Origin of the sequence: Vallitalea pronyensis, assembly GCF_018141445.1 — a bacterium.
Taxonomy (GTDB): Bacteria; Bacillota; Clostridia; order Lachnospirales; family Vallitaleaceae; genus Vallitalea; species Vallitalea pronyensis.
Genome location: NZ_CP058649.1, coordinates 5,367,055 through 5,391,103, shown reverse-complemented (window position 1 = coordinate 5,391,103; position 24,049 = coordinate 5,367,055). Strand labels below are relative to the sequence as shown.

Sequence of the window (24,049 nt, the reverse complement as noted above, 5' to 3'; positions counted from 1 at the left end):
TTTTACTCCCTTTTTTCAACGAAAGGAATGAATGATATGTCTAAAAAAAGTTCTAATAAATCGAATAACAATGATTTAGAAGAAACCAAAAACGAAATAGTTGAAGGAGCAAAAGACAGCGGAGAAGAACAAGAACATCAAGAGGAAACTCAACAAGAAACCCTCAAGAAAATTAATAATATTGAAGTTGAAAAAATAGCAGAAGTTAATCAAGTGATTATATGGCGACCTGTTAGACCATTAACCATTACTCAACACGCCATTGTTTCAGGTATATTAAGGCATGAACAAAAAGAATCAGGCGTTAAAATCGTACTGATGCCCTTTCTTTGTGAAGCAGGTGAGTAAATGGCCTTAATCGATGACGTCAAGTTAGCCCTAAGAATCTCACATACTGCCATTGACTCCGACATACAGGATGTTATAGACGCTTGCTTGATGGATTTAAAAAGCTCAGGTATCGTTATTCCAGATGAAAAAAAAGAGGAATATGCGTTAGTGAAGCAAGCCGTAAAAACCTACTGTAAAGCCAACTTAGGATTGGAAAATACAGAGAGTGAAAAATACCAACGTAGCTATGACCTGCTTAAGCAGCACATGAGTCTTATTGCAGAATTTAGGGGGGATAGCGTTGTTTAGTGACATAGCATATCTAGGAACCGTTATAGAATCAATGGAACATGGCGAAAAAGTTAAAAGCATTATGTATAACAAGCTCATCTACTGCAATGAAAAATCAGTAAAATACAGTGAATTCTACCAAGCGCAAGCAACAGGGTTTAAACCTGAAATCGTACTTGTCACAAGCCAATTTGACCACAACAAAGAAAAATACATTCGGTATAAGAACGAAGAATACACCATTATTCGGTTCTATAAGGTAAAAAATGAAAAGATTGAGCTTGTTTTGGAAAGGGGTGTGGACAGTGGCTAGATTACCAACCGCAGTAAAAATAAAGAAAGATGGCGTGGAATACACCAGCAATATCAACAGGGTACAATACACCCTTCACGAATTGGCCAGAGCAGCCATGAGGGATTCTGGCAAGCTCATTACAAAGAGAACAAAGCAGAACATGGATAAAGCAGGCATAAAGAGGCGGTTAGGAGTCATGAAAAAGAACACCCAATATTGGGTTAGGCGAAAACAAAAAATCCCGAACCTACAAGTTGGGTATAAGCCTAGGGGGTTTTATGCAGGGTTCTATGAACTTGGGAGCAGTGAACACCCCAAGCATGCCATGATGCAAAACGCTGTAAACGACAATATAGAAGATATCAGAAGAATCCACGGGCAGTATTTGTCGGCTGTAGAAGATGAAAACAAAGCTCTAGGGCTGATTGATGACAACGAATATCAGGGGGATGAAAATGGCTAAAACACTGCATTTAAGAGACTGTATCATTTCCCTACTTTCTTCAATAACAGGGCTTGCATGCTACCACGAGCAAGCCAGTGACGCAAAACCCCCCTATATTGTGTTCTCACTGGATAGCATACCAGCAGAAAACACGAGGAATTATACCCTAGAAATCAATCTATGGGACAAAGGTAATTCTAATCTGATAGAAGAAAAGGCGGACATCATAGAAAACACCCTAAAAAAGTATGTCTATACAGATGAGCTGATACAATTTAGGGCCTACACGAATACAAGGAACAACGTGGCGGATCCAAAGAAGGAGATAAGGAGAAGAAGGATAACCACAGATTTAATCTATTACATAAAGGAGTGATAAAATGGCCGGGATATTAACGACTGAGCAAATAGCCAGTGTTGTTTTGGATGCTGGCGTAGTTTACATTGATTATAAGGGAATCGGCGAGAAAATACTGGCACCAACTAGAGGAGGGAACGAGTTTAAAGTGGAACAAACCTTTAAAGAGGTGTCAGTAGATGGGCAAAGAGGAAAGACTAAGGGCATGAGGCGGATAGTAACAGAGGATGCAAGTTTGAAGGTTAGGCTGATGGGATTAACCCAAGAAAACCTCAAATTAGCTTTACCTGGTGCTGATCTGGATAGCACAACAAAAGCAATTACCAATGGCGGCGGAAAGATACTTGATGCGGACTATATACCCTCTATCACGTTAGTCGTTCCCAATATGGCAGGAAACAATAAAGTGATAACATTGTATAATGCCTTACACGATGGAGGCCTGACAATGGCAACAACGGATAAAGATGAGGTTGTTGTGGAATTAGTTTTTTATTCTCATCGAGAGCCAACAGACAGCACAGTATCAATCTACAAAATGGAGGAAGTTACCACGTGACAAGATACCCTACAAGGGTATCTTGTTCATGTAAAAAAAAGAAGGAGGAATAAATCATGACGCTAACCAACGACAAAGTATTTGATATGCTGCCGTTTGCTGTAGAAGCCTATGAAAAATTAAATATTAAAAAATTTGTTAATAACAAAGCCTTACAGAAAATGAAGGGTGAAAAAGAAAAGGGCATTGCCTTAATGATGTATATCATCAAAAACGTAGGCTTGATAAAAGAAGAAGTATATCACTTACTTGCTATTGTTCAAGAGAAGAACGTGGAGGAAATAGCGAAGGAAGATTTCTTTGTTACCATACAAGCCTTTAAGGAAATTCTGAACAACAAGGCATTGCTTGATTTTTTCAAAGATGCTATGCAATAGGGTATACCAAAAGTATACATTTGTTGTATAGCAATTACGGGAATGAACATATCAAAAGGCTAAACATTCGCCATATCAGTAGGTTGTTGACAGAGGCAAACGAAAGAGACCAAGAACGTCAAGTGTGGGAAATGTACCTGGTGTTATATGCCACTATGACAGAAGAAAATTACATCAGTTTTGAAGATGTACTTAAAGAAGCACGAAACAAGCCCACAGATGACAACAACATATCCTCACAAAAGCTAATACAGATGGCGGAAAAGGTAAAAGAAAGGCACAAAGGCGGTGAGTAGACAATGGAAATATTCAGGCTGTTTGGCAGCGTATTCTTGAAAGATGAAGAAGTCAATAAAAGCCTTAGCAACATAGACAAAAGAGCTAAAACCACAGGTGAGAGAATATCAGACATGGGGAAAAAGGCATTAAAAGCCGGAACGGTTATTGCTACAGGAATGGCCGCAGCTGGGGGAGCATTATTAAAACTCGCCACATCCTCTGCCGAAGCAACAGACCGAATAGATAAACTCAGCCAACGTTTAGGGCTATCCAGAGAAGGTTTTCAAGAGTGGGATTTTGTATTAAGTCAAGCTGGCGTAAGCATTGAATCACTACAAGGCGGCATGAAGACATTAACTCAGCGTATGGGTGATGCCATTAATAATACTGGAAAGGGTGCTGAAGCTTTTAGTAAATTAAGGGTGAACGTAAGAGATACTACGGGAGCCGTTAAAACACAAGAACAAGTCTTTAATGAGGTAGTTACAGCTTTACAAAAAATGCCTGATGGCATGGAAAAGGCATCCTTGGCACAGGATTTATTTGCAAGAAGCGGACAAGAGTTGTTACCGCTCCTTAACGGGACAGCTGAAAGTGTTGAAGCATTGAAGAAAGAGGCCCAAGAACTAGGACTTGTTATGAGTGATGATACAATTGACGCTGGTGTTAAATTTACCGATACAATGGATAAGTTTAAGCGTAGCATGAGTGCTGTAAAAACACAAATCGGTGCTAATCTTATGCCTAAGATTAATGAGCTGCTAGAAACTATTATAAAAAAATCACCCGAAATATCACGAGTACTAGAGAAGGCTGTAACTATAATTGTGGGGTTGTTTAAGGCCTTTGGTAACATTATTCTATTTGTTACGGACAACTTCAATTGGCTACTGCCCATAATTACCGCAGCAGTAGGTCTGCTTATAGGCTTCAAGGTTCTATCTGTAATCAACGCTTTGATGAAGATGTGGACAGCAAGTACATTCGCGCAAACACTAGCTCAAAGCGGTTTAAATGCTGCAATGTTAGCGAATCCCATAGGCTTAGTTATTGTGGCTATAGTAGCACTCATTGCTGTAGGTGTAGCACTATGGCAAAACTGGGACTGGATTATTAAGAAATTAAATAGTTTTTGGCAGGGCATTAAAAAAATCTACACCACCATAAATGATTTTGTCGTGGGTATTTTCCATGGCATGGCTGATGTGGTAAGGGGTATATTTGACGGACTGCTTAGTGGGATAGAGTTTATTCTAAACAAGATCATCAACGGCATTAATTGGGTGATAAGGCTATTAAATAATTTTAGTTTTAAATTACCTAGTTGGTTAGGTGGGGGAGAGTTTGGCTTTAACATCCGAGAGATTAGGGAAGTAAGGTTTTCGGCTGATAAGGTAGGGAAGTCATGGGTAAATCAACCAGAGAAATCGACTAACTATAACTATAACAATAGTTCCTCATCCAACGATACATATAACATAAGTTTGGACACTAAAAACATTAAAGAAGTTGAGGATTTATCACGAATGATGAATGAAGCAAAGCAAACAAATAGACAGTTTGCAAATTAATGATAAGGGGGCATTAAATGGCGACATATAGTTCGAATTTTTATCCAGAGGTAGATATGTATGAAGAACATAGAGCAGGACCAACTACTTATCATGGTAATATTTCTACTATGCTTACAGGAGGTATATTTTCAGCAGCTGAATATACAACACGAGACAAGTACAGGGCTGCTATTATGTTTGACCTTACAGCACTTCCCACAGACAAAAACATTACAAAAGCCATATTACACTTAAATAAATACACGGGTAACAATGAAACAATATACGCAATTGAATCCAGTACTTCCTTCACGGAAAGTAGTGGACCTTATGGATGGAATAGTGGGGTTTATAGTTCGTTCATGACTAATTCAGGTTGGTGTTCCGGCAGTGTGCTTAGCAATTTATTATGGAAAATGCAAAATGGTTCTTTTGATAATGAAAATAAAAGAATTGCATTCATATTGTCTAACGTATTGGATTTTTATTCACCTACAAGTAATGTAACAGGGTTTTATACTAAAGAGTCATCGAACAAACCGTACCTAGAGATTGAGTATGAGGACATTCCGCCTTCTCCTCCAACAAACTTAGCACCAAGTGGCTTAAATCAAGCTTATGACTCGGACATACTGTTTTCATGGTCCAACAGTGAAGAACAAAGCAAGTTTGATTTGCAATACAGCATTGATGATGGTACAAACTGGACTACTGTCACAGAAACAACCAGCACCACCTCATACACGTTGCCTGCCAATACCTTCACCAGTTCACAAACAATCGTATGGAAGGTAAGAATTTACAGCATAAATGATGTGGTAGGAGCCTACAGCTCCCAAGCAACATTTCAGGTTGAGGGTAAGCCACCTACACCCGTTATCACCAATACGGAAACCATCACCACTCCACATATCACAGCCACATGGACATCCACAGAACAGACAGCATATAGGGTGGTTATTGATGGTGTATATGACACATACGAAAGAACCGGTACAGGTACCAGCTTCTTTGTTCCGGTTGCATTAAACAATAATACGCCCTATACCATTAAAGTTTCTGTTAAAAATACATTTGGTATCTGGTCAGATGAAGCAGTAAAAGTGGTTAATGTTGCATTCCAGGAACCGTCACAACCCATAATGCAATTGATTACCAGTGATATCAATGGATTTATTGAAATCAGATGTATAAAAACTACTGGTCCTGTAGCGACAGATACCTTTGATATATTCCGGAAAGAGGTTGGGGGAAGTTTCGAAAGAATTGCTACAAACATATCCGACAAATACCACGACTATACCATTAAATCAAGCACTGAATACATATACAAGATACGAGCAATAGCTTCAAATCTTGCCTATAAAGACAGTTCGGAAGCCAGTAGACATATTATATTGGCTAATGCTCAATTAGCCCATACAGACGACTATAACAGGCATATAGATATGAAATATAACATCACTAAAAAAATATCCTATGACTTAAACAAGGTAGACATGTACTTTGCTGGAAGAGAAAAAGCGGTCAGTGAATTCGGCGAGCATAAAATTAAGAATATCAGTATTTCATTTACTGTCTTAACAGAAGATGAAGTGGAAGATATTATTGACTTCGTTTACAGTAAGGGGACATTCTTATATAGAGACAATAGGGGTAGAAAAATGTATTGTACAGTTGGAATTGCAAGCGTTACAGATGTATCAATCGGTAGTGATTACCTCATATCTTTAACAGCAAATGAAGTTGATTTCTCAGAGGTGGTATAAATGATTAATCTAACTCAACATGAAAAAGATGTGCTTCATGGTAAAAAAGGAAATAGGGAAATAAAGTTCAGATATGACCTTTTAGACAATGACGGTAACAAAAAAGATACACTAGCAAACGTGATTAATTGCTCCATAGATTACAAGAGTCTTGCAACAATCAATCGAACAGCCAGAATGAAGATTGAAGAGAGCGATAATATTGATTGGTTAAATGACTATGTCCAGCCATTTATGATGGTAAAGGACGGCAATACGTGGCTAGAGTGGAGCTTGGGAATATTCATGTTAAGCAGCTCTAAGAGAAAAGAAGAGAACGGAGAAGTCACTAGAGAAATAGAGTGTTACGATACAATGCAGATTCTAACCGATGATAAGGTAGATAGCAGGTATTTCATTAGTGCTGGCTCAAATTATATCAACGAGATCAAAAAAATACTGAATAATATGGGCTTAGTGAAAATCAACATAGTAAATTCCAGTAAAACATTGACTGTAGACAGAGAATATGAAATAGGGACAAGTAAACTGAGTATAATAAATTCACTGCTGGCAGAACTAAATTATTATAGCTTAATTGTTGACGCATGGGGTTATTATACGTCTAGCCCTTATGTCCTGCCTAGTGATAGAGCAGTTGATTATACCTATATGGATGATGAATTAAGCATTATTTACAATGGAGTAGAGGAAGAACTTGATCTATTCAATGTGCCTAATAAGTTCATTGTCACAGCAAGCAATCCCGAAGAGCTGCCCCTCACGTCTATATATGAAAACGATAATGTTAATTCCATAGTGAGTACAGCAAACAGGGGAAGGGTTATAACAGACTTTAGGGAGATTGATAACATAGCAGATCAGGAAGCACTGGATTCATATACCAGACGTATTGCAGAGGACGCAAGCAATGTATATGGATATCTAATCCTTGAAACGGCCATAATGCCACACCACGAATTCCTTGATTGCCTAAAGGTTGGGTATACAGCCTTAACGGTATCTGATGAATATATAGAAACAAATTGGTCCATGCAATTGAAGGTGGGGGCAAAGATGAGACACACGGTGAGAAAGGTGGTAAGCATATGATGGATTCGCAAGATTTTATTTTTCTTATTAAAGATATTGTCAAACAAGAAATACAGCCATCGTATAAGCTTGGCACAGTCACTGGTGGTAAAGTGGTTTTCGATGGTGAGGATACTGCAAGTGGCAAAACATATAAAAAACTAAATAGCATAACATTAGCTGATAATGACAGGGTGCTTCTAGCGAGAGTTAGTAGCACCTATGTTATATTAGGTAAACTAACTTAGAGAGGTGATATAATGGTAAAAAATTATCCTATAGTATTAGATTTAAAAGAAACATTTATCGGGGAATTATTTGAGGTAGTTAGTCAGGATACTGAATCTAATATTTTTAACATTACCATAGTAGACAACACCAACAATGTAGACTTAACGGGCCATACGGCAAAGGCAAAGTTTACTGATTCAAAAGGTAGCGTATATGAACAAGATTGTACGATTACTGATGCAGTTAATGGACTAATTACTGTCGTACTGGCATTGGACACGATAAGCGTAGAAGGAATTACAACAGCAGAAATATCCTTACACATAGGGAATGTTAAGGCTACAAGCGGACTGTTTAAGTTCAAGGTTAGGAATAGCATGGAGAATGGAGAAACCATAGTTCCAACCAATTTGCTACCTAACTATAAAAATGATTTAGCTGAGGTACAGGGCAATGTTGATAGTGTTCAAGGACAGCTCAATCAAGTGGTAATAGGTGGCACGGATGTAGACCCAAGATTATCACAGGCTTTAGTAGATGTAGAAGGAACCTCATGGGATGTTTTTAAAGAACAGCTAGACTATTGGTACAGCAAAATCAATGATTTAAAATCCAAAATTGTAGATGCTGAAACACTACAGTTAAACTCTACGGACTCCAACGCATCTATTTTGGGATATCCAGCCAATACAAAAGGGTTATTTAGACCAGGTGCTAAAGGAGTAGCACCCGTTACAAATTTATTAGGTGCAAATGGTACTGCTGAAATAGAGGTTGCTAGTATTGGGGCAATCGCATATAAAAGCATTGACTCCACGCTCAATCTGACCAGCGATAAGTATATTTTGTTTTACAATGTAACTACGGCACCCGCGACTAGTGTGAGGAATACTCCTTTAGTTAAACTACAAGATGATTCTAGTTTGTTCCAGTCAACCACAGAAAACTATAATGCTTCAACTGGTAGGAAAGTTTGGAAGTTTGAAACTACGCAAAATATAAAAGAGTTACTTTGGTGGGGACATACAACTGATGTTAACCCTAAAATTAAAGAGTTTATGTTAATACAAGTGGATGACGTAACATACAACCTTTCCGATGCTGAATTACTTGCAAAGTATCACTACATTGAAAATACAGTAACATGCGCACTAAGTTACGAATTAGTGAGTCGTACTCAAAATATCTTTGATAAAGATAAATCAATAAATGGTGGATATTACGATCCCAATGGAATATGGACTGATTATACTGGTCAATATTCAACTGATTATATCTATTGTAAGTCAGACACAGAGTATATGCATAATAGAGGTACAAATTCGTATATTAATTTTTATGATGCTAATAAGAGCAGAATTTCATCAATAACCGCACAAACCTTCACAACACCAAAAAATGCAAGATATTTTATAACTCATTGTTCCGTAGATGATAAGACAATAGATGAATTTATGATTGTTGAAGGAAACACAATGCCAATCAATTACATTCCATTCGACTTCGATAAAACAGAGTTTAGCACAGGTAGGCGTATGACTCGTATTGGTGATATGTATGATGAGATCACCACCGATGGAAAACTGATATACAGAAATAGTGATGAAACAGTTTTGAACGGTAGCTATAATTGGGTTAATCATTCTAACTTAACAGGTTTAAAAAGGGTTAGAATTGATGCAGCTGTGACTAGTGTTTTCCAAAACTATTTAGCAAATAGTACAGTCAACAGACTAAGGAAAAACGATAATAAAAATGTACCTTTTGATGGCGGCGGAACAGTTGGCGATACATGGAATTATAGCGGCGGCTTTTTTGTAATTGCAGTACCTAATAGTGATACTGGATTTACAGATGGAGTAACACCAACAAGCCAAAACTGGAAAGATTACTTCAATGCAAATCCATATATTCTCGAGTATCAACTAGCCCAAGAGGAAACAATCGAAGATGGTCAACAAGGCTATAAGGCCCCATACTCAATACATGCTTACCAAAGTGGAGATTTAGTACAGATACCGACAACAATTAAGGAAGTAAATTTAACAGCAGAATCTACAATCACTCTCGATTATAAATGCATATCTATACTAGAGTTAAAGGGTGTAAATGGAGATTTGACAGGCACATTAGAATCAGATGGCGTCACCATTACATTAGATGCTCCGTACACAGGTGCAGTAATAGCAAAAGGTGAAAGGGCTCGAGGGACATGCTTAAATATAATCCAAGATGCATGGATACCAGGTAACATAGGAGCAGCAGTTGGAAGCCTTAATGTAGCAGTGGGGGATACCAATACCAAGGTAATGACCTTAGAGGATACGCTTAATATGCTCATAGTTCAAAGCTTATAAAGGGGAGGTGTGATAATGGTATTAGGAGCTAACAAGTTAAACTCAATGAACGCATTAAAGGCATGTATTAATAAGCAGTTATATGACAAAGAATATCTACAAGCAAAAGTAACACTATTACCTACTACATATACAGACGTGACACAAGAAGAAATAGACGAACTATTAGGGTTGCTAAATCCTATTGAAAATCCAGAGGGCATATAAGCCCTCTTTTTGATTGGAGGTTAAACGTTGAAAACATATGATGAAATCTTAGACGATCACGAGGCTAGAATACAGGTCTTAGAGAAAACAGACGTACAACTCATTGAAAGAATAGAGCATTTAATAAAGCAAATGGAATTAGTAGCAGGATGGATAAAGTGGCTTATTATCACCATAATTGTATCGCTAAGTGGCTTTTTCTTCTGGTACATACAAAATATTCCAATGAAAGGATGATTACATGAAGATAATTGATAGTAAATTAAAGATTAACGTACCAAGTAATAACAAGCCACTATATATAATTGTTCACCATGCTCTAAAAAGTAGCTGCAGTATCTATGATATCCATAAATGGCATATAGGCTTTGGATGGGCTGGTTGTGGTTATCATTTCTTTGTTACAAAGGAAGGGAAGATATACAGGGGCAGAAGGGAAGAACAAAGGGGCGCACATTGCAAGGGGATGAACTCAAAATCTCTAGGTATATGCCTAGAAGGTTGCTATCAGGACTATAAGGGTATGGCAGATAAATCTATGCCACAAGCTCAATTTAACGCACTGGTATGGCTTACAAAGCAAGTACAGACTAAATATAACATACCTATAGACAAAGTTAAAAAACACCACGATTACGCAAGCTATAAACTGTGTCCAGGTAATTACGTCCCTTGGGATAATTACATAACCGCCTTAAGGGAAAGTAATGATAATGAACTAGAGGTTGAAAACGAACAGCTCAGACAGACCATAGAGGGGCTAAGGGCAGATGTAGAATACCTAAATGACCAGTGGAAAAAGACGTCTAAAGAAGTGTTTAACCTAGATGTAGAAAACAAGGAACTTAACAACCGCATAGCCTTGATTAAGGCTGGATTAAAAGAGTTAGGAGAGATGTAAATGGATTGGAACATTATAATCGAATTTATTAGACCAGAGTTGCTTATTTTAATTGCAATATGTTACTGCATGGGGTTATTCCTAAAAGTCATACCAAAAGTGCCAGATTGGACAATACCATTAGTTTTATTGGTGTTTACATGTTGTGTGTCTATCCTTTATATTGCTATACAGCTAAAAGAAGGATTTAACGCTAGTACATACTTAATGGGCTTTATTTATGGGGTGTTGTCAGCAGCGGTAGCCGTTTATGGGAATCAAGTGATTAAGCAGCTCAAGAATAAGTAATTGACATTAAACTAAAATATAAAAGTGTAATGTTAGCCTACCTTGTGGTGGGCTTTTTTTATTGCCTAATAATAAATTATTTGATAGTATTATATATAAATAGGGTTTTATAAACTATATGTTAGACTGGGGGATGAAAATGAATAAAAAGGAAAAAGAAAGACTTATAGAAAAAAATTTATATGAAAAAATGAATGAACTATCTACACTTATTCATAGAGAGTATAAAAATATTTCAAATGAATATTGTGACCAAGGATTATTAAATTCTGGTACATTTAATTCGGCAATACTTGATATGGTAAATAAAAATACATTGGTTAATTGTCAAGAAACATTAAATATTGTGTTAGAACTACAAAAAGAACTAAATTTTACATATACAGAGAAGGATATTATTTTTATCCAACAACAGTTCATTAATAGATACAACGGTTATATAATTGGTGTATTTGAAAGAAAAATGAAAGATGGTTCATTAAAATTACATAGCTATGAAATGACAAGTAGAACGATTGAATTAACCAAAAATAGCTTAAAGGCGAATACAAATTCCTTAGTTAATAGCACAATAGAAGAAAATAGGCTTAAAAAGAGGCTTAGAAAAGATAATAAAGCTATTAGACAATCAAGGTTTGCAAATATAATTGCATTACTTGCATTTATTATTTCAGTGATAAGCTTAATTATTTCACTTTACAAAATATAGCCTAAATGTAGGTTAGCAATGAAAAGTTACTAATTACCCATGGGTTTTGACTTATTGTATTTTATTATATATAATTGAAATATATACCATATTAGTAGAAGGGGGCATTTTATGGCTACATATTGCGCTATTTGTAATAAAAAAGCAGGAATCTTAGGTCGCAAACAGATCAGAGACGGATACATATGTACTGACTGTTTTTATAAGTGCAAGCTTGATATGGACATGAGCTGTTTTTCCGTAAATGATATAAAAGATCGCTACAGATACATAGAAGAAAATAGAGAGCCATTTAAAAACTTCATACCAACAATTAAAATAGCTCGCTTATTTGAAGTAGATGAGAATAGTAAATTGTTTCGGACAAGAAAAGGTGCTGAATGCTTCAAATTCTCTGATATAGTAAATTTTGAATTGTACGAAGATGGAGATGCTGTCATTAAAGGTGGCATGGGAAAGGCCGTAACTGGCGGATTATTATTAGGTGGCGTAGGTGCTATAGTTGGGGGAGTAACAGGAAAAAGAAAACAGAAATCAGTAGTATCCAACATGTATATACGTATAAGTCTTAATCATAGATGGGTTAAAAATATTAGGATTAATTTGATACAAACACAACTTAAAAGAAGTGGATTTCTATACAAAGAAGTCAAAAAATCGTGTGATAATATAATATCGGTTTTAGAAACAATTACTAACAAGCAAAGAGGCGAAGAAGTAGCTGTTACTGGGACTGTAAGTGTAGCAGATGAAATATTAAAATTCAAAGAATTACTTGATATGGGAGCTATTACCCAAGATGAATTTGATAAAAAGAAAAAACAATTGTTAGAACAGTAGGGGATGATACAGCATGGATACAAAAATACTATGGTTAGCTAAAAGGCTAAAAGATGTTTGCGTGGAAATAGATAAATTATCTGTAGAAGATAAGATACAAGTAATAGAAGGTTTGTATGCCATGGATGAACAATTCACAACAGACATATATAGCACACTTAACTGTTTTATGCATTACTTAGGAGAACATAATCGGAAAATAAATGAAGAAAATGCAGATTAACAAAACAGCCTACCAATTAAATGGTAGGCTTATATTTTATATAACCGCCACAAGCACGTACTTAGCTCATATCTCAACTCACAGGGGCATTCTTGTCCCATGGATATAGCTACACACGTAAAGAAATACATCGGGTTACCTGCATGCTTATTTAAGCTTTTATATTTCACGCAGATATGTCCATATGTTTTGTCCTTAAACTTAAATCTAATAGGGGATATTTCACCCCGTTTTGACCATGTCGCAATACATTCTATCGGCACATTGTAAGCCTTCATCATTATCACCCTAAGTCTAGCATAACACGAACGTACATTCGTGTAAACGATAAAATAATTGCTACTAATTGCACTTTTTTCCAATATAATACCAAAATTTACCATTACAATAAATAAACAGACTACATAAAATACATAGTCTGTTTTATTTTCGCTTCTTCCATACAATGTCATAACCGAGCATGTGGGCGATCTTCTTTATATCACGATATGTAATAGTCTCTCTAGTCAATTTATTAGCAAGATTTTGACCAGATATCTTTAAATTTTTTGAGATATCCTTAATCAGAAATCCGCGTTTCTTTATGTAATACATTACCTCATTCCTGATGCTTCCCATACATTTCCACCTCATTCAAGCGCATTATATAGTATAATTTTTACCATAGCAAGAAAACCACACTATATAGTGTGGTTGGTATAATTTACCACTGTTTAGCTGAACCATAATATGCGAATATTATAATATGTGTAATGATATGGGGGTGACTGCACAATTGGTCTATATGGATGCAAATGATATAGCAATAGTTAGTGAAGGTAAACAATTTCGTAAATGGTTAAAAGAAAACAACTATACACTTAAGCAGTTATCAGATAAATTAGGTTACAGTATCTTAACCTTAAATAAATACATTAAACCGAAAATAGAATGTAATAAATTCAAGGGTAGACTGTTAAATGAGCTAGGGATCAATTTAGATAATATTATTGTGTCTCAAGAAGATCAAATAATAAATATAATTATCAAAATAATAGACGGGTTTCGCTCTTATCATCCAGGGGATATTAGGGTGCTAGAAAGATTATTGCAAATCACAAAAGGATACAAGTTGTATTATCAACTAATGTCTAAGATACTTATAGCACATCATTATGCAAGTTCAAACATTTATAAACAATCTCATTATATACTTAATGAGGTTGGGTTACATGCTATTGAAAACAATTTCAATGATTTGTTGGTGTATGTAGAGGCCGAGAGAACTTTTATTCATTTAATTAGTAATGACAACAAAAAAGCCTTAGAAACTTGTAATGATTTTTCTGAGTCTGTAGTATTTAAGCAATTTAATGATAAAATTACTAGCGGCATTAGAAGGAAAATAGGGTATTTATTCTATTATAGATATGGCGTGTCTCTAATCCGTAATAATAGTTATGCAGGTGCTCGAAGAAAACTAAAGCAAGCAATATCACTCACTGATACCCCAACACTAATTTATATTAATATGGCTTTGTCCTATAAGCGAGAAAATAAACTAAATATAGCAGTTGAATACTTCAATAAAGCACTTGATGTATGTAAAAATAAAATAGATGTGGCCACAATCTATAATAATCTTGCAAATACCTATTTTAAAGGTGGAAATATTAAAGACGCAAAAGTATATATAACAAAATCAATAGGGCTAATTGACGATAATTTTCATATATGTGAAACATATAATTATATAGATTCCTACCTACAGATTTATGAGTACGAGAAAGATTGTATTGATTTTTATAGAATTATCAATTGGACCAAAGAAATAAATAGATGCACCAACTATTTCCATTCTCAATTGTTTCTTTTTGCAGTGATAAAATATTGCATTTTGAATGAATATATGGTACAATTAGAACAGGTGTTCGATGTTTTCAAGGAACAAGTTGAAAACGAAAAAGACAAAGAAGTAGCTGAGAAATTAATGGTGTTAGGTTATAAAGCATTCTGCTTTAAAACGAAAATGGAGGGGAAGCTATGAAGAACTTTAGAAGATTAAAAAGTGCATTAATGATAGTGTTTGTTATGATCTCGTTAACAATAACTACCTCTGACGTATACCATATGGATAATTCATTAATTGTAAAACCAATGGGTGATGAAGATGTGCCAGGTGGCTGATAGTTAGATAATTTTAACAAAAGTACAGTTATAAAAAGCTGTACTTTTTGTGCGTTATGGAGAAAATAAAATTCTAGAAAAAGTATTCGATTTCTCATAAAAAACACTAAAAATTAATAAATTTAAAATTTTAAACCGCATAAATACTGCATTTCTGAAAAACTAATCTTCATAATATCTAGAAATCGAATGTTTGCATGATTTTTAATATGCTGATACAATATTTCATATCAACTTCCATATGTTTTAGGCACAATATTTTATCTTACTAAACTGCTATAATAGTTGAGCTTAACAAGATATTATTTTCTATGGAAGGGCGGCCGTCACGATAAAAAGCAAAATAGTAGTACACAATATGGTTATTTATGTGGTATAATGTAAACACAACGTTGTTTTTACCTGTTTGCAAATAGATTTTATTGATTAAGCTTCTCTACAAAAAACCAATCGGCAAACGTGAGCTTGCAAGAGGCTCCCCTAGAGCGGTATTTGCGGGACTGAGCAAGACCAGCTGCCTTATATTTATTGTGGGAGGTGAATCAATATGATATGTAAGGGTATTTGTATTGATGATATTACTACTCGTAGAATTGGAGATAATATCATGGTTTTAGGCTCTAAATTGGATAACCTCCTTGACTACAAACAAATGTTAGATTATAATAATTGTGTAACTATAATTCGCATTATGTGTAATGGGGAGGATGACAGCTATGACTAGTCATATACACAAGCCAACATTCAGTATAGTAGCAGATGATCAGAATAAGATAATAAGAGCTAAGGCAAGCGGTTTATTTGACGGACCTACAGCGAAAATGTACATATCTGAATTTGGAGAAGTTGTCTTATCTAAAAAAGACATAGATAAATATGTGCTTTTAGTGGATGTCCGCAAACAAGAAGTATGTTCAAATGATGTAATTCCTCTTATTGAGGCGGTTATTAGTCTTTATTTAGAAACTCCTTTTTCAGACAGATATTGCTACAAATTGGATGATGAGCTTGCACACGCACAAGTTATTTATACTGGTGGCAGGAGATTTTTAAATGCATTTAAGATAAAACAAGCTAATTTTCAGATAGATTATTTTAATAAAGATGATAAGAATAGTAAAAACTATCAATTGCTAAAAGCAAGGCTCAAATATGCTATAGAAGATATAGAAAAGAATCCCTTGAAAATATCGTACTATGATTTAACTAATTTATGTAACCAGCTTTGTAAGTCTGGAATAGTTACAACCCTTAGTGAGATTCAAGCGTTTTTATCCGACAATAAAAACGCCGTAGAAGTTCTCACCAAATACAATCAAATAATTAATTAATCTATCTGAGCAAGTCATTTTTTATGGCTTGCTTTTTCTAATCTCTTTCTAGTCCAAAGTGTAAATAGTTGATAAAAAGTGATAAAAAGGAAATTGAATAAATTTACTGTAAGCCTTTGATTTATCAGCGTTTAGAGCGTTAATTGATAAGAGCTGATAAAACCACATAAAGAACTACGGATCAGAAGGCCGAGAGTTCGAATCTTTCTGCGCACGTTCAAAAGTCCTTTTACTTGCGGTAACGTGGGTAGAGGGGTTTTTATTTGCGTAAATACTGGGTTACGGGGTTTATAGGGCAGAGATAAGAGACTCATATATAGTTTACATAAGTCTCTTATTCTGTCCCAAATTAGGTTGAGAAAGTATCGTAATATCTCTTAAAATAGACCTTATCTAACCTATAAATGTTATCCTTACCAGCCGTTAAAAATAGAGTATTTGACATATGCAAATATTTTTCAGTAACCTTGATGTCAGAATGTCCAAGAAGCAGTCGCAAGGATGAAATATCACCACCACCAAGAATATAACTTGTTGCAAACGTATGACGTAACAAGTGAGGTTTAAGCCTAGAAATCTTTACCTTACTTTTAAGTCTTGCAAAAAGTTGCTTAATAACATTTTGAGTGATAGGCTTATTCTCCCTAACTCCTAATAAGAGAGCATCTTCCTCATAGCGGTTCAAGTCACTAAGTTGTTCATCTGTAATTGCCCTATAAAGTATAAGATATTTATAGAGCATTCTTTTAACATTAGGAGAGAGAGTAACATATCTTTCCTTATTCCCCTTAGACGCTCGAATAAATAATAGGTTTTTATCATACATAAAATCACAAATACGAAGTCTCACAACCTCACTAACTCGAAGCCCTTCATCTAACATAAGATGCATAATACATAGATTTCTCAACCCGGATTTCGTCTTAGAATTATAAACATTATCAATACTTTTAACCTCATCAGCAGAAAGGGGAACTATAGCCTTTCTCTCTTCCTTAATCATCTTAAAGCGTTTCATTATTTCCTTTTCCATATATTCTTCTTGATATAGAAAATTAAAAAATACCTTTATATGACGTGAATAAGTCCGTATCGTTGTAGATGTAATAGGCTTATTCTCTGTAGGTTGCATATGGTGATTCAACAATTTAGGTCGTTTACGGAGCATCACCACATATCTTTTTATGTCTATAAGGTCTATAGTATCAATATAAATTTCATGACAATTTAAGTCTCTATCCTTTGTTATCCACTCAATAAAATATCGTATATCATTTTTATAATTTTTCACAGTTTTTTCACTGCAATTAGATTCCTTCTCTAGCAAAAATAATTCATATGCTTGTTTTAACGTTATATTTATGTCATTCACTCTCCCTATTACAAAAATTCCCATATGGTAATATCTCACCACAAGGTTTTCTTTATATTATTTTTTAATATCTATGTACTCAATCTCATTATGATAAGTACCTACATCAACCTCGGTTTTTTTCTGATAAATTATTCTATCCTTGACCAGTTCCTTGATTTGTTCCTTATGCTTTGGTTCTAATAGCATTTCACTCACTATAGGCTTATTTAAGTTACGACTAGCCCAATATCGCTTTTTACCTTTTGTTGCTATGACCAGTTCTTTTGTAATATATTTACAAATATAATTAGCTGTCTTTTTACTGTCCTCAACTTCTTGAATATCACTGTAACCGTATTTATACCGACCCATGTTATAGATAAGCCGACATTTTTCCAACAAGTTGGAAGGAATGTTTTCTTTTTTCCATGTGTATTTCCCAAAGCTATAAACACCACTATCCACTAGGTCAACATTAGGAATATTGGAAAAGACACCATGAAAATGATATGCACCATCCTTATGGAGTTCAGGGACCATGATGTATTGCATGTTAGGATTATGTTTCCTTGTTACTTTTAAAAACTTAATCATTGCTTTTGTACACTCATCATAATCATACCGATTGATTGTGCTATTAAATGTCAAAGTGACATAGTACTCCCAGTCATTAGCACGAGCATACTCATATATTTTATTTACTGTACGATTAAGGCTAGATATGATACTTCTATCCTTATCAACCGATTTTTCATTATTCAATTCTGTATTATCGTTATTATCTTCCTTTTCTTCAATTTCTTTTTTTCCTTCATCTTCATTCTTACTCTTATCTTCTTCACTCTTACAATCTTTCATATACACTTTTGAATAAAATCGGTATTGCTTTTCATTGCCATAATCGTAGATTTTACAATTATACACAATACCACCTACCTAGTTTTTTGATACACCGTGTCTTAAGTGTTGTTATCGTCAAGTATTAAGGAAGGGAAAATCTAACCGTTTTGAGCAAGCTCAAAAACGGTTTAGCTTTCCACCTTCTCTAATCTTCTAACAATCCCTTCATACAACTTCATATACTCATTTCTCATTTTCTTCATGCTTCTATCGGATACCTTGACCTTGGTTTCTTCTTTAGGTGTCTTGACACTCTCAACTTCTTTTTTAGTATTATAGACCCTGTAATTATCATTGGTCGCAATAAAGCTAAACTTCAAATGAATGTTTCTGCGTAATTTACGCTTGTTCTCATAGTACATTTCGTAATCGTCTGTACGGTAAAATTTATAGGTAAACCATCTATCCATGCCCATGATGTTTTTACATTCTGCTATGAAATTAACGCTTTCTCTTAGGTTGATATTCATACGAGTGTATTTTGGACTCGTCATAAATAGGGTTAATCTTCGTTTTCGACATTGGGTAATCCGACGTAGTAAATCCTCGGGAAAGTCACGCATATTACTTGAGAAATCATTTTGAGATTCATCAAAAATGACAATGGTGTTCCTGGGTAAATCCAATATTTGCTCCCACTTGGTGATTTTCTTTATCTGTCCATTTACATCTGTGTTACTGGCTATTTTAAAATGGTGGTGTGGGTATTTCTTTTGTATGTTCTTGGCAAAGGTTACAGCACCTAATGTCTTTCCCTCACCATAGTAGCCAGTAAAAGCCCATATGCCGAACATACGCAAATAGTCTTTTCCATGGAGTATGTCATAGACTATCCATTTGATAAAGTCTATAGGCTTCCAAAACCTTGTTTTTAATACTATCCAACCGAATATTTTAATACTGCGTTTAATGCCTTTGATATGTCTAAATTTCTTGTATCTGCGTAGTCTAAACAACATTTTAATGGTTTTAATTTGTAGATAAACAACTACGCCCAGTAGGAACAAAATAAGTAATAGTAACAGGAATTTTAGTAAATTGCTTAAAATGCCATCCATCAGCCTGACCCCCTTACAATACCAATAATCCATTGACCAACCCGAAAGAGTAGAATATAGTTGTCTACAGCTATCATAACCAAGATACAGGATACGAAGATATTGAAATCAATAAAGAACCCAACAGTCATGAGCAAGTCAATGAATTTTGAAAACAGCATGTCTAATGATGTAAGAAAATCATCCGATAGTCCAAATACAGGTAACAGGACATTTAATATACCTAGTATAAGATTAATGAGTCCTTCTACTAAAAACATTTACATCATCCTTTCATTGCTTTTTGGGGCATGACCTTGTTCTTGATATGGAAGAAGGTTGTAATGATCATACCGATATTAATCAAACCTCTAAACCATTCAATGACCGATACCCCTTGAAATTGCAGTTCGTCCAAGATAGCAAAGTCAATAAAGACGGTTTCTTTATCTTCTAGAGTGTTATCGAAGTCCCCTAAGTTCTTTAAGGTGTCAAACATGGCATGTAGATTAATGGTTATCTTTGGCGGTGTTTTAGGTGCGGTCTTTAGTTTTTCCAACTTCTTCAACGTATCGGAAAAGATATTGTAGTTAAACCGTTCCAAGATGGCATCATATAAAGCTTGTACATCAATGTCATTGATTTTGAAGTTTTCTAAGAGTCTATCCAGTTCTCCCGTAAGGTCAATGACTGGGTTAGTAGGGTTGTTCGTATTGCCATCATTTTCAAAGGTTGGGGCTAGAGCGTCATTGACTTTATCTTTACCCCCAACTAAATCCACATAGGTATCCCATGTAGTAGGGACATTTATAACGGTATCTTCTGTAAGGGTTTTATACCAATCTTCACCTGTTACATCTATGGTGTCATGTTGGTATTCCACGGGTTTCACATCCGTAATGGGTACATCGGTGAAGACAGGGCTATGGAAAAGACTTTCATATGTCAGATAGGAGTCTTTGTTGACACATAAATAGATATCATTGGTAGAGTAATTGTAATACCAATACAGCATGGGTTCACCTTTTGTAACAATTTTTGCATGTACTCCAAAATCACCCCGAATGATATAATCCCGAAAGATAAAATCTTTACCAAAAAGGGATATTTTACCTAGTGGTCTTAAGCCATCTTGATATAAGTAATATGCACCTTCCGTCCCCGTTTCCACAAAATGAAAAACCGAACCGTCAACCTTAACGCTTTTGTAACCTACAGGTGAATGATGCGCAAAGTTGATGTATGCACTTTCAAAGTCCACCGCTATGTCAGGGTCATAACTCACGCCCCATACGGCTTGTTGCGCATTGGTAACAAAATCCTCAAAAGCTGTCCATGCATCCGTTGAGAGGGAAACAACGTCATTTTCAATGTTATCAATGGAGTTTTTGATGGATACAAGGGTATCCCTATTGCATTTCGTCATAAAATCCATTGCTGCCTTTTGTATGTCATCACCATTCACAAGGGCATAACCAGCAACGCCAAGGGTAGCGGCTACAACAGCTATTTCATAAGCAGTAAAAGCAATACCACCAATGATGATGGTAACGGGTTCGGCTCTTACTTGGAAGGAGACTAACGAAACCGTTAGCATGGCAAGGATTAAAAGTCGTGTTATTTTTTTTCTAACATACATGTTATAACCTCCTATTTTAAGAAAGACTAGAGCGTGTAGCCTCTAGTCTTTGACTTAAACAACTTTTAACCGATGGACTTGTTGGCGTTCTTCTTCAAGAAACCGATTCCTTTTTTCACACCGAAACCGATACCCCAAAGTGTAAGCCCAACTGGAAGTAAAATCACAACAAGTGCGAGAACTGTTTTGACAAGGTCAGCACCGATATTGACTAATAATGTTGTAATGCCATCATCTAAAAAAGATTTCGCTACATAAGGTTCTGACGCTGATGCACTCATGGTTGTTGCTGTCATGACAAAAGCTGTAACAGCTAATGCAGATAATTGACGTTTTTTTTCGATTGCTTTTGCTTTAAACGTAGCAATCATGTGTTTCAAGTTTTTCATAAACTCATTCCTTTCGTGGTAATATTTAATATTTTGATGGCAATCTTTTTGACAAAGAGATAAGCCAAAAAGAAAGCCATGGTTAGCAATGCTAGAAAGATAATCACCTTAATCCAAAAGACGATTGCATGTGTGGATTCAAGCATTTGTGATTGAATCTCAATGCTTTCCTGATTCTGCGTGATAAGTTGGTCAATCTTGTCACTTTCAATGGTTACATCATTAGCAAAAACAGGGATGGTCATTGAGATACAAACCAACAATGATATCATGAACTTTTTCATATAACCTTCATCACCTCCAAAGATGGCGATATATTCCTTAAACAAATGCCCTCATGTGTACATGCCCTTAGCCCTTATATGCTATGTCATTTCATATAATCGTTCCTTTGGAATCTACAACGTACACAATTTGTTGTAACGGCAATATATCGCCATATAAATATACATGGTTCACATAAACCAATTCTAAAGCTACCGGGGGAGCGACCCCTATTTAAAACCCTAAAAGCACGAAGAACGCAAGCGTTACTAGGCTCAATAAAAAGTGGTGCTAGTAAAGGCAAGTACAGGTAGTCAATCGCTAGCCTGCTCGTTGTTCACATTTCAAAAAGCGAAATATTCTCAACCAGTAGACATCAATTTCTATAAAAACCAATCGCTCATATCCTCACTATCTCGTTTTTCCTTCCGTCTTGATAGAGCCATGTAAATTTCCCAAGCAACCCACAATATGTTGACACCTACCATGAACAGGCTAAACAGGAATAAAAACCTTATGACGGACATTCCTTTCACTCCTTATAAAATCAATCATTTGCAACTTTCCAAATAGAATATAGTGTGCTGATAGGCACTAATCTCAGCATTATACGCAATTATCATCTTTTCATCTTTAATCTTGCCTAATGAACGATTAGTAACTTCAATTTGTTTATCAAGATACTTTATTAGACTTTTTCGTGACGATAACTGATAGAATGGGCAACTCCAAAAGAAACATTTACCACACTTGCTCCTTTTACATATCTTTCGATAATAAAGACCCATGAACCAATCAAATACATTAAACATAATAAGAGCAAATATTACTAACTCTAACTTTTGTACATATTCCACTTACAGAACACCCCCTACAAAATCAATCATCTATGACCATTCCCCCAACTACATTCCCGATGGGACTTGAACAATTCAAGCATGGATAGGGGATACCATCTATCTTGAAACTGTTCTAATACTAGGCAACGATCTCCAACGACTTTCTTAACATAACATAGTATACCGTTGGGATTTTTGGCTATATCATTGGCTTCTAAGTGAATCTTGGATACTGATTTATCAACATATCCTTGACACTCGCTAACTTGTTTCTTACCGTAGCACTTGCCACCGTTGCATATAAGTCTTTGACAATCTATACATTGGTAACTACAATACATAGTTACATACTTTCTTTTGGCTTCTTCATTGTAGCAGTAGCCTTGTACTGCTTTTAATTGTGCCTTAGTTAATGCCATCTATTCACCTCTTTCTTTAAGAGTCGTCTGCCATCCCGAAGAGAGGACAGCAGACTAAAGAGTGTATATGAAGTTACAAATAATGTAACTAGATAGCTTTAAATTCTAGGACATTAGCACTTACATAATTTCCTAATTGAATATCAATATTCACTTCATATGGTTTTAAAGTTTTTAGTGATTCTAAGTCAAGTGTACATTCCTTAGATAGTCCCAATTTAACCTCTTGATACTCGTCATCAAGAAAAAATAAGTTTGTGATACTATACTCTAGGTTAGTCTTTTTAGAAATTCCTTCAAATTTTTCCTTACGTAAAAAAGTCATTTTTTGCTTTGTTTTCACTGTTATCAACTCCTTTTCATCTTTATTATTTTTAAGTATTCTCAATTCATTTTTTAACCTTAACTTATTTATTTCTTCCTTAATGCGTCTTATTTTACATAATGAAACATCAACTTGATTTTCCCATGAATCATAAAATACATAATTTGGATAACCATCCATTAACATTACAAGATAGTCAATTTTCTTAGATAAGCTTAATATAGTCAACCTATGTTGATTAATCCTGTCATCAATACTTAACACTACTACACCCCTTGTACAAAAAATTATATAACAATCTTA

The 24,049-nt window shown here is 35.2% G+C and carries 33 protein-coding genes; 23 read left to right on the top strand and 10 right to left on the bottom strand.

Translation table 11 applies throughout. The features are described from left to right. Positions 1–36: 36 nt before the first annotated feature. From HZI73_RS22400 to HZI73_RS22290, 23 genes are all read left to right on the top strand, one after another. Complete coding sequence (locus HZI73_RS22400; RefSeq protein WP_212695578.1) at positions 37–348, top strand: hypothetical protein; 312 nt, start codon at positions 37–39, stop codon at positions 346–348. Beyond that, a complete protein-coding gene (locus HZI73_RS22395; protein WP_212695577.1) occupies positions 349–639 on the top strand; it encodes a head-tail connector protein in 291 nt (96 codons plus the stop codon). Next, positions 632–934: a phage head closure protein gene (locus tag HZI73_RS22390; RefSeq protein WP_212695576.1), complete on the top strand. Its 303-nt coding sequence runs from the start codon at positions 632–634 to the stop codon at positions 932–934. The genes HZI73_RS22395 and HZI73_RS22390 overlap by 8 nt, the downstream gene beginning before the upstream one ends. Continuing rightward, positions 927–1,379 (top strand): HK97-gp10 family putative phage morphogenesis protein, encoded by a 453-nt coding sequence (locus HZI73_RS22385; RefSeq protein WP_212695575.1) that lies wholly within the window; start codon positions 927–929, stop codon positions 1,377–1,379. The genes HZI73_RS22390 and HZI73_RS22385 overlap by 8 nt, the downstream gene beginning before the upstream one ends. Next, positions 1,372–1,737 (top strand): hypothetical protein, encoded by a 366-nt coding sequence (locus HZI73_RS22380; RefSeq protein ID WP_212695574.1) that lies wholly within the window; start codon positions 1,372–1,374, stop codon positions 1,735–1,737. Before HZI73_RS22385 ends, HZI73_RS22380 begins: the two co-directional genes overlap by 8 nt. Positions 1,738–1,741: 4 nt before the next feature. Then, entirely contained in the window at positions 1,742–2,278 is a 537-nt protein-coding gene (locus tag HZI73_RS22375) for a hypothetical protein (protein ID WP_212695573.1), read from the top strand. Positions 2,279–2,334: 56 nt separating this feature from the next. Next, on the top strand, positions 2,335–2,655 hold the full coding sequence (locus HZI73_RS22370) for a hypothetical protein (protein WP_212695572.1): 321 nt from the start codon (positions 2,335–2,337) through the stop codon (positions 2,653–2,655). 83 nt (positions 2,656–2,738) lie between these two features. Further along, positions 2,739–2,951 carry a hypothetical protein gene (locus tag HZI73_RS22365; RefSeq protein WP_212695571.1) on the top strand — a complete coding sequence of 71 codons (213 nt, stop codon included), beginning with the start codon at positions 2,739–2,741 and terminating at the stop codon, positions 2,949–2,951. A 3-nt stretch (positions 2,952–2,954) separates the two neighbouring features. Continuing rightward, on the top strand, positions 2,955–4,505 hold the full coding sequence (locus HZI73_RS22360) for a phage tail tape measure protein (RefSeq protein ID WP_212695570.1): 1,551 nt from the start codon (positions 2,955–2,957) through the stop codon (positions 4,503–4,505). 17 nt (positions 4,506–4,522) lie between these two features. Beyond that, complete coding sequence (locus HZI73_RS22355; protein ID WP_212695569.1) at positions 4,523–6,256, top strand: fibronectin type III domain-containing protein; 1,734 nt, start codon at positions 4,523–4,525, stop codon at positions 6,254–6,256. Further along, on the top strand, positions 6,257–7,348 hold the full coding sequence (locus HZI73_RS22350; RefSeq protein WP_212695568.1) for a hypothetical protein: 1,092 nt from the start codon (positions 6,257–6,259) through the stop codon (positions 7,346–7,348). After that, positions 7,345–7,575, top strand: coding sequence for a hypothetical protein (locus tag HZI73_RS22345; protein ID WP_212695567.1), 231 nt, complete (start codon positions 7,345–7,347; stop codon positions 7,573–7,575). Before HZI73_RS22350 ends, HZI73_RS22345 begins: the two co-directional genes overlap by 4 nt. A gap of 12 nt (positions 7,576–7,587) precedes the next feature. Continuing rightward, complete coding sequence (locus HZI73_RS22340) at positions 7,588–9,915, top strand: BppU family phage baseplate upper protein (RefSeq protein ID WP_212695566.1); 2,328 nt, start codon at positions 7,588–7,590, stop codon at positions 9,913–9,915. A 15-nt stretch (positions 9,916–9,930) separates the two neighbouring features. Further along, complete coding sequence (locus tag HZI73_RS22335; RefSeq protein WP_212695565.1) at positions 9,931–10,122, top strand: hypothetical protein; 192 nt, start codon at positions 9,931–9,933, stop codon at positions 10,120–10,122. A 27-nt stretch (positions 10,123–10,149) separates the two neighbouring features. Further along, positions 10,150–10,359: a hypothetical protein gene (locus HZI73_RS22330; protein WP_212695564.1), complete on the top strand. Its 210-nt coding sequence runs from the start codon at positions 10,150–10,152 to the stop codon at positions 10,357–10,359. 4 nt (positions 10,360–10,363) lie between these two features. Then, positions 10,364–11,023, top strand: coding sequence for a peptidoglycan recognition protein family protein (locus HZI73_RS22325; RefSeq protein ID WP_212695563.1), 660 nt, complete (start codon positions 10,364–10,366; stop codon positions 11,021–11,023). Then, positions 11,024–11,311 (top strand): phage holin family protein, encoded by a 288-nt coding sequence (locus HZI73_RS22320; protein WP_212695562.1) that lies wholly within the window; start codon positions 11,024–11,026, stop codon positions 11,309–11,311. 139 nt (positions 11,312–11,450) lie between these two features. After that, on the top strand, positions 11,451–12,020 hold the full coding sequence (locus HZI73_RS22315) for a hypothetical protein (RefSeq protein WP_212695561.1): 570 nt from the start codon (positions 11,451–11,453) through the stop codon (positions 12,018–12,020). Positions 12,021–12,131: 111 nt separating this feature from the next. Beyond that, positions 12,132–12,860 carry a DUF4428 domain-containing protein gene (locus HZI73_RS22310; RefSeq protein ID WP_212695560.1) on the top strand — a complete coding sequence of 243 codons (729 nt, stop codon included), beginning with the start codon at positions 12,132–12,134 and terminating at the stop codon, positions 12,858–12,860. A 13-nt stretch (positions 12,861–12,873) separates the two neighbouring features. Then, entirely contained in the window at positions 12,874–13,083 is a 210-nt protein-coding gene (locus HZI73_RS22305) for a hypothetical protein (protein ID WP_212695559.1), read from the top strand. Between the two features lie 784 nt (positions 13,084–13,867). Continuing rightward, positions 13,868–15,109 (top strand): helix-turn-helix transcriptional regulator, encoded by a 1,242-nt coding sequence (locus HZI73_RS22300; protein WP_212695558.1) that lies wholly within the window; start codon positions 13,868–13,870, stop codon positions 15,107–15,109. Continuing rightward, positions 15,106–15,249: a hypothetical protein gene (locus HZI73_RS22295; RefSeq protein WP_212695557.1), complete on the top strand. Its 144-nt coding sequence runs from the start codon at positions 15,106–15,108 to the stop codon at positions 15,247–15,249. The genes HZI73_RS22300 and HZI73_RS22295 overlap by 4 nt, the downstream gene beginning before the upstream one ends. Positions 15,250–15,965: 716 nt before the next feature. Beyond that, on the top strand, positions 15,966–16,580 hold the full coding sequence (locus tag HZI73_RS22290) for a hypothetical protein (RefSeq protein ID WP_212695556.1): 615 nt from the start codon (positions 15,966–15,968) through the stop codon (positions 16,578–16,580). Positions 16,581–16,929: 349 nt separating this feature from the next. On the opposite strand, the gene HZI73_RS22285 is transcribed toward HZI73_RS22290, so the two are convergent. The 10 genes from HZI73_RS22285 to HZI73_RS22240 form a co-directional block, all read right to left on the bottom strand. Further along, complete coding sequence (locus tag HZI73_RS22285; protein WP_212695555.1) at positions 16,930–17,976, bottom strand: tyrosine-type recombinase/integrase; 1,047 nt, start codon at positions 17,974–17,976, stop codon at positions 16,930–16,932. A 33-nt stretch (positions 17,977–18,009) separates the two neighbouring features. Continuing rightward, positions 18,010–18,858 carry a rolling circle replication-associated protein gene (locus tag HZI73_RS22280; protein WP_212695554.1) on the bottom strand — a complete coding sequence of 283 codons (849 nt, stop codon included), beginning with the start codon at positions 18,856–18,858 and terminating at the stop codon, positions 18,010–18,012. A 104-nt stretch (positions 18,859–18,962) separates the two neighbouring features. Continuing rightward, complete coding sequence (locus HZI73_RS22275) at positions 18,963–19,892, bottom strand: zonular occludens toxin domain-containing protein (RefSeq protein WP_212695553.1); 930 nt, start codon at positions 19,890–19,892, stop codon at positions 18,963–18,965. After that, positions 19,892–20,152, bottom strand: a complete 261-nt coding sequence (locus HZI73_RS22270; RefSeq protein WP_212695552.1) for a hypothetical protein — start codon at positions 20,150–20,152, stop codon at positions 19,892–19,894. Before HZI73_RS22270 ends, HZI73_RS22275 begins: the two co-directional genes overlap by 1 nt. A gap of 5 nt (positions 20,153–20,157) precedes the next feature. Then, positions 20,158–21,510: a hypothetical protein gene (locus tag HZI73_RS22265; protein WP_212695551.1), complete on the bottom strand. Its 1,353-nt coding sequence runs from the start codon at positions 21,508–21,510 to the stop codon at positions 20,158–20,160. Between the two features lie 65 nt (positions 21,511–21,575). Next, positions 21,576–21,899 carry a hypothetical protein gene (locus tag HZI73_RS22260; RefSeq protein ID WP_212695550.1) on the bottom strand — a complete coding sequence of 108 codons (324 nt, stop codon included), beginning with the start codon at positions 21,897–21,899 and terminating at the stop codon, positions 21,576–21,578. After that, the gene (locus HZI73_RS22255) at positions 21,896–22,171 is read right to left on the bottom strand and encodes a hypothetical protein (RefSeq protein ID WP_212695549.1); all 276 of its coding nucleotides are present in this window, start codon (positions 22,169–22,171) and stop codon (positions 21,896–21,898) included. Before HZI73_RS22255 ends, HZI73_RS22260 begins: the two co-directional genes overlap by 4 nt. A 375-nt stretch (positions 22,172–22,546) precedes the next feature. Further along, entirely contained in the window at positions 22,547–22,690 is a 144-nt protein-coding gene (locus HZI73_RS22250) for a hypothetical protein (protein ID WP_212695548.1), read from the bottom strand. A 356-nt stretch (positions 22,691–23,046) separates the two neighbouring features. Continuing rightward, a complete protein-coding gene (locus HZI73_RS22245) occupies positions 23,047–23,421 on the bottom strand; it encodes a hypothetical protein (RefSeq protein WP_212695547.1) in 375 nt (124 codons plus the stop codon). A gap of 88 nt (positions 23,422–23,509) precedes the next feature. Continuing rightward, the gene (locus HZI73_RS22240; protein WP_212695546.1) at positions 23,510–24,010 is read right to left on the bottom strand and encodes a hypothetical protein; all 501 of its coding nucleotides are present in this window, start codon (positions 24,008–24,010) and stop codon (positions 23,510–23,512) included. Positions 24,011–24,049 lie beyond the last annotated feature (39 nt).

Coding starts and splice junctions, on each gene's coding strand:
- HZI73_RS22400 (WP_212695578.1), top strand. CDS start 37: ATGTCTAAAAAAAGTTCTAATAAATCGAATAACAATGATTTAGAAGAA.
- HZI73_RS22370 (WP_212695572.1), top strand. CDS start 2,335: ATGACGCTAACCAACGACAAAGTATTTGATATGCTGCCGTTTGCTGTA.
- HZI73_RS22360 (WP_212695570.1), top strand. CDS start 2,955: ATGGAAATATTCAGGCTGTTTGGCAGCGTATTCTTGAAAGATGAAGAA.
- HZI73_RS22315 (WP_212695561.1), top strand. CDS start 11,451: ATGAATAAAAAGGAAAAAGAAAGACTTATAGAAAAAAATTTATATGAA.
- HZI73_RS22305 (WP_212695559.1), top strand. CDS start 12,874: ATGGATACAAAAATACTATGGTTAGCTAAAAGGCTAAAAGATGTTTGC.
- HZI73_RS22375 (WP_212695573.1), top strand. CDS start 1,742: ATGGCCGGGATATTAACGACTGAGCAAATAGCCAGTGTTGTTTTGGAT.
- HZI73_RS22290 (WP_212695556.1), top strand. CDS start 15,966: ATGACTAGTCATATACACAAGCCAACATTCAGTATAGTAGCAGATGAT.
- HZI73_RS22345 (WP_212695567.1), top strand. CDS start 7,345: ATGATGGATTCGCAAGATTTTATTTTTCTTATTAAAGATATTGTCAAA.
- HZI73_RS22340 (WP_212695566.1), top strand. CDS start 7,588: ATGGTAAAAAATTATCCTATAGTATTAGATTTAAAAGAAACATTTATC.
- HZI73_RS22270 (WP_212695552.1), bottom strand. CDS start 20,152: ATGTTTTTAGTAGAAGGACTCATTAATCTTATACTAGGTATATTAAAT.
- HZI73_RS22250 (WP_212695548.1), bottom strand. CDS start 22,690: ATGTCCGTCATAAGGTTTTTATTCCTGTTTAGCCTGTTCATGGTAGGT.
- HZI73_RS22265 (WP_212695551.1), bottom strand. CDS start 21,510: ATGTATGTTAGAAAAAAAATAACACGACTTTTAATCCTTGCCATGCTA.
- HZI73_RS22285 (WP_212695555.1), bottom strand. CDS start 17,976: ATGGGAATTTTTGTAATAGGGAGAGTGAATGACATAAATATAACGTTA.
- HZI73_RS22320 (WP_212695562.1), top strand. CDS start 11,024: ATGGATTGGAACATTATAATCGAATTTATTAGACCAGAGTTGCTTATT.
- HZI73_RS22255 (WP_212695549.1), bottom strand. CDS start 22,171: ATGATATCATTGTTGGTTTGTATCTCAATGACCATCCCTGTTTTTGCT.
- HZI73_RS22395 (WP_212695577.1), top strand. CDS start 349: ATGGCCTTAATCGATGACGTCAAGTTAGCCCTAAGAATCTCACATACT.
- HZI73_RS22245 (WP_212695547.1), bottom strand. CDS start 23,421: ATGGCATTAACTAAGGCACAATTAAAAGCAGTACAAGGCTACTGCTAC.
- HZI73_RS22300 (WP_212695558.1), top strand. CDS start 13,868: ATGGATGCAAATGATATAGCAATAGTTAGTGAAGGTAAACAATTTCGT.
- HZI73_RS22355 (WP_212695569.1), top strand. CDS start 4,523: ATGGCGACATATAGTTCGAATTTTTATCCAGAGGTAGATATGTATGAA.
- HZI73_RS22350 (WP_212695568.1), top strand. CDS start 6,257: ATGATTAATCTAACTCAACATGAAAAAGATGTGCTTCATGGTAAAAAA.
- HZI73_RS22275 (WP_212695553.1), bottom strand. CDS start 19,892: ATGGATGGCATTTTAAGCAATTTACTAAAATTCCTGTTACTATTACTT.
- HZI73_RS22260 (WP_212695550.1), bottom strand. CDS start 21,899: ATGAAAAACTTGAAACACATGATTGCTACGTTTAAAGCAAAAGCAATC.
- HZI73_RS22325 (WP_212695563.1), top strand. CDS start 10,364: ATGAAGATAATTGATAGTAAATTAAAGATTAACGTACCAAGTAATAAC.
- HZI73_RS22380 (WP_212695574.1), top strand. CDS start 1,372: ATGGCTAAAACACTGCATTTAAGAGACTGTATCATTTCCCTACTTTCT.
- HZI73_RS22335 (WP_212695565.1), top strand. CDS start 9,931: ATGGTATTAGGAGCTAACAAGTTAAACTCAATGAACGCATTAAAGGCA.
- HZI73_RS22310 (WP_212695560.1), top strand. CDS start 12,132: ATGGCTACATATTGCGCTATTTGTAATAAAAAAGCAGGAATCTTAGGT.
- HZI73_RS22295 (WP_212695557.1), top strand. CDS start 15,106: ATGAAGAACTTTAGAAGATTAAAAAGTGCATTAATGATAGTGTTTGTT.